The organism is Gordonibacter pamelaeae 7-10-1-b (assembly GCF_000210055.1).
Lineage (GTDB): Bacteria > Actinomycetota > Coriobacteriia > Coriobacteriales > Eggerthellaceae > Gordonibacter > Gordonibacter pamelaeae.
Genome location: NC_021021.1, coordinates 3,406,088 through 3,408,870, shown reverse-complemented (window position 1 = coordinate 3,408,870; position 2,783 = coordinate 3,406,088). Strand labels below are relative to the sequence as shown.

2 protein-coding genes are annotated in these 2,783 nt (G+C 66.7%); one reads left to right on the top strand and one right to left on the bottom strand.

The window, feature by feature from the left end; all coding sequences use genetic code 11:
- Positions 1-316: 316 nt before the first annotated feature.
- Positions 317-2,140 carry a response regulator transcription factor gene (locus GPA_RS15675; protein WP_015540467.1) on the top strand — a complete coding sequence of 608 codons (1,824 nt, stop codon included), beginning with the start codon at positions 317-319 and terminating at the stop codon, positions 2,138-2,140.
- 95 nt (positions 2,141-2,235) lie between these two features.
- On the opposite strand, the gene GPA_RS19640 is transcribed toward GPA_RS15675, so the two are convergent.
- The coding region (locus GPA_RS19640; protein WP_041239790.1) for a DegV family protein at positions 2,236-2,783 on the bottom strand (548 nt) is incomplete at its 5' end.

Below are 2,783 nucleotides of genomic sequence, written 5' to 3'. Positions count from 1 at the left end.
CGCGCGCGAGGAGGATTCCCGCAGGCGCCCAGGCGCTGCCCTGCACGATGTAAAAGTGGTTCGCAACATCGTCCCGAGAGGTTGATTTCTATCGTCCTATGGGCATAGACGGCCCAATAACCCCAGGTAAGGAGACAATGAACGGGTTTCTCCCGTTTGAACCCCGCCCCAGAAACGTATATAGTGGAGGCCATCGGTCGAATCGGCGCGGCAAACGGCGCCGACAGGGGCAGCGGCACTCGCAGTAACATCATCCGACCGAGAAGACTATGTCCGATGATCACCTCGACAGGGGAATGTGAGGATACTAACGCTCATGGCCATCAACCTCCCGCGTATCAGCATCACCGTAGACGACAATCGAGGCATGGGGACGCAGGGGGAGCTAAATATCCTTTCCCTGGGCTTCGGCATACACCAGGCCTGGATCTATGCCGCCATGTTCGGGACGAACTCCATCTTCCAGATGCCCGCTCCCGAAGGCCTTTTCGGCCACAGCAGCTCCTTCGTCTCGTACGTCTTCCTCATCTCCATCGTGGTGTTCGGGCTGTCGCTTCTGTTCGCCGCCATCACCGACCAGAAGCTCCTCAAGCTCTACACCGCCAAGCGCGTGCTGTTCGGGGCGGGCATCCTCACCTCGGCGGGCACGTTCGCCGTGTTCGCCGCCACGCTGCCCGGGGCACTCGGCATAGCGGCCACCGTGTTCGCCGGCGTGTCCACGGGCATCGGATCGGCGTTGCTGCTGCTGTTCTGGGGCACCGCCTACTCGCGTCATGGCGCCGCCACCATCGTCATGAACACGGCCGTGGCCATCGTCATAGCCGTGGCCATCTACTCCATCGCGCTCCACGTGGTGCCCGCGCCCTTCTCGGGCGTGCTCACCGCCTGCCTGCCGCTGCTGGAGCTGCCCATCCTGTGGCACCTCACGCCGGTGAGCTACGCCGTGCGCCACGCCATACCCATCTTCAACCCGCTGCCGGTGCACAAAGGGCCGTTCTGCCTGCGCTTCGCGCTCCCGGTGCTGCTGTTCGGCTTCGCGTTGGGCGCGCTCCGCTCGCTGTCCACGCAGGTCATCTTGCCGTCGTCCGACCTCACCACGCAGCTGCTGGCGCTGTTCGCCGGCGGTGCGGCCACCGTGCTGCTGCTGGTGACCACGTTCTCCATCGACAAGCGCAGCCACTGGGATTTCCTGTTCCGGCCGCTTGTCCCGTTCATCGCCATCACGCTGTTCTTCCTGCCGTCGCTCGCGCTGGACAACTCCATGATCGCGGCGCTCGTGCTGCTCACCGGCTACATGTGCTTCGAAGCGCTCATGTGGGTGTTCTTCAGCGAGCTGTCGCAGGAGTTCCGCCTGTCGCCCATCTTCGTGTTCGGCATCGGGCGCGGCTGCCTGGCCCTGGGCTCGATAGCCGGGTCGCTGTCGATGGCCGACCCCGCATTCCTGTCGTCCCTCTCGCCGTTCGGCGAGGCCGGCGGCGCCGTGCTCATCATGCTGGCCATGGTGGTGGCGTACGCGCTGCTGCCCCGTGTGCGCGACATCAAGCGCATCGTGGTGAAGGGCGGGCGCGATTTCGATGCCATAGAGTCCTTCAACCATCAGATAGAGAGGGTTGTCTGGGCTTCGCGCCGCACGAGCGCGGACGCGTCCGACGACGGTGCCGAGACGGAGGCTCTGCCGCTGCCCACGCCCGGAACGCTCTTCGGCATGGGCTCGGTGCCGGCCGAGACGCCGTCAGACCTCCCCACCTACGGCTCGGCCGGCACTCCCGGCTGGCGCGCCGCCAGCATAGGAAGCGCGACGCCGTCCAAGCTGGCGGCGGACACCCAGCTGGCCAAGGAACCGGCGAAAGAGGCTTCCAAGGAGCCGGACGCGGCCTCATCCGAGGCCGAGCGCTCGCGCAAAAGCGGGCGGTTCCGTTCGCAATGCGAGGTCATCGCCGACCGCTACCTGCTGTCACGGCGCGAGACCGAGGTCATGTTCCTGTTGGCCAAGGGGCACAACGCCGCCTACATCCAGGACAAGCTGTGCATTTCCAAGAGCACGGCCAAGACGCACATCAGCCACATCTACCGCAAGCTGGACATCCACAACCAGCAGGAGCTGCTGTCCATGGTGGAGGACGCGCGCGACGAGCTTTAGGCGCGCGGCTGCGGCCCTCGACAGGGCCGCCCCATGGGACAGGGGCAGGGACGAGGGCCCCCGTCCCTGCCCCATGCTCGACCCGCCAGCCCCGCCTACGACAGGTCCAAGCCGGGGCACGCGCCCAGGTCGACCGCCTGAACGGCGATGCAGCTTGGTCCGCCCTGCGTGATGAAGGCCGGGCCGAGCTCGAACAGGCCGAAGCGGCACCCCGGCAGGCGTCCCTCCAGGTAGGCGAGCGCCTCGGCTGCCTGGTCGGGGTTGTCGGCGTGGCTCACGCTCACGTAGTATCCCTCGCCCACCCCGCGTCCCTCGAAGTCGGCCGCAACGGCCGCGATCGCCTTCTTGAACGAGCGGGCGATGGCGAGCTTGCCCAGCCTCCGGCCGTCGTCGGTCTGCTCCATCACGGGAAACGCCTTCACCAGGTGTGCGAACTTGGCCGCAAGGGGCGTGAGACGTCCGCCGCGGCGCAGGTAGTCGAAGTCCTCGGGGATGAGGCAGGAGCGCGTGGTGCCCATCATGGCCCCCAGACGTCCCACGACCTCCTCCGCTCCGAGGCCCTGCCCGCCCAGCTGCACGGCGTAGCACGCGAGCGCCCGGTGCGGCACGCAGAGGGTCCGCGTGTTCAGCACGTGCACGCGCT

Excerpts from the sequence above, each read along its gene's own strand:
- GPA_RS15675 (WP_015540467.1), top strand. The coding sequence starts at position 317 with ATGGCCATCAACCTCCCGCGTATCAGCATCACCGTAGACGACAATCGA.